This is a genomic window from Microbulbifer discodermiae, from assembly GCF_040742695.1.
Lineage (GTDB): Bacteria > Pseudomonadota > Gammaproteobacteria > Pseudomonadales > Cellvibrionaceae > Microbulbifer.
In genome coordinates this window covers 1-1,685 of the sequence record NZ_JBFLAB010000142.1, presented here as the reverse complement: position 1 = coordinate 1,685, position 1,685 = coordinate 1, and the positions used below count along the sequence as shown (strand labels likewise).

Annotated in this window: 1 protein-coding gene; it reads right to left on the bottom strand. The window is 58.8% G+C overall.

The window, feature by feature from the left end; translation table 11 throughout:
• The coding region (locus AB1S50_RS19425; protein ID WP_367152921.1) for a condensation domain-containing protein at positions 1–1,685 on the bottom strand (1,685 nt) is incomplete at both ends.

Sequence of the window (1,685 nt, the reverse complement as noted above, 5' to 3'; positions counted from 1 at the left end):
TCGACTTCATCCAGCAGCGTCAACGCAGCGATCGGCTTGCCGGGTGCAGTGACCATCGCCTCCAGCAGGCGCTGATAATGCTGCATCATCCGGGCGACGGTATCCCGGTCGAACAGATCGGTGTTGTATTCCACCGCCGCCACCAGGGTCTCCTTCTCCTCAATAACGGTCAGCGACAAGTCATACCGGGCCACCGCACTGGACTGGGAGGAACCCGATTGCATACTGGTGGGAAGTGCCAGCGTCTTCCAGGACAAATCCGCCCGCTGCTGCTCCCCCTGCGGTGACGGTGCCTGAATCGCTTTTTTCACATAGGAAAACATCACCTGGAACAACGGCGAATGCCCCAGGCTGCGCTCCGGATTCAAATGCTCAACCAGCATTTCAAAAGGAACATCCTGGTTCTCGATTGCCGCCAGGGCCATTTGCCGGGTGCGTTCCAACAACACAGCCGGTGAGAGATCCGGTTCGAAGCAAAAACGCCAAACCTGTGTATTGGCGAAGTACCCCATAACCTCTTGGGTTTCAGGCCAGTGCCGGTTCGCCACCGGACTGCCAATGGCTATATCCGACTGCCCGCTGTAGCGGTGCAACAGCATGCTGAACGCGGTCAGCATGCCCATAAACGGTGTCGCGTTGCCCCCCTGGAAAAACTTCATCAGCCGCGATACCAGCGCAACATCCAGGCGACAGGCAAAATTGGCACCGCGGAAACTCTGTTCGACCGGCCGCGGGCGATCCGTCGGCAGGTTCAGTTCCGGCGGCAGACCATCTAGGGTCTTGTGCCAGTAATCCAGCTGTTCCTGCAGGACCTCTTCATTGAGCCACTGCCGCTGCCAGTGGGCAAAGTCCGCGTATTGGATATTGACCGCCGGCAGTGCATCGCCACCCTGTCGGTGTGCCTCATAGCAGGCGCGAAGCTCTTGCCAAAAAAGATCTATCGACCAGCCGTCGGTCACACTGTGGTGCAGGGTCAGTAGCAGTATCGCTTCCCCCTCACCCGCATCTATCAGGCGCAGTCGGCTCAGTACATCCTGTCGCAAATCAAAAGGCTGATACCGGGCCTGAAGTTGCGCCACCCCGATCTCTGCCGGGTCCGCAAGCGACTCAATTTGAATTTCCCAGGGTTCCACCACCCGCTGGACCGGCTCATCGTCGACCACATCAAACCGGGTCCGGAGACTGTGATGACGTGTGATCAGGGTCTCCAGACTCCGCTTCAGTAACTGGATGTTTGTGGCTTCGGCAAACCTGACCGCGAGCGGCACATTGTAGACGGCACTGGGACCCATATACTGGGACAAAAACCAGAGCCGTAATTGCGCATAGGACAGTGGCGCCGTCTCCTGCCCATCGACCGGTACAATCGGCGGCAGTGTGGCTTTATCGGAACACGCCTCTGCGTTTTCGATCATGCGTGCCTGATCGGACAGTGTCGGGGTACTAAACACCTCCCTGACCTGGATACTGGCTCCGTATTCCTGCCGCAGTTGGGCCACCAGGCGTGTGGCCAGCAGGGAGTGTCCCCCCAAGTGGAAGAAGTTGTCCTCCCGGTATACGGTGTCGCATCCGAGCAATTGCTGCCAGATCAGCGCCAGACGCTGTTCCGCAGGGTTGTCCGGCAGACTCTTGGCATCGGAGCAGTCCACTTCCAGTGCGGCCAGTGCCATGCGGTCGATTTTGCC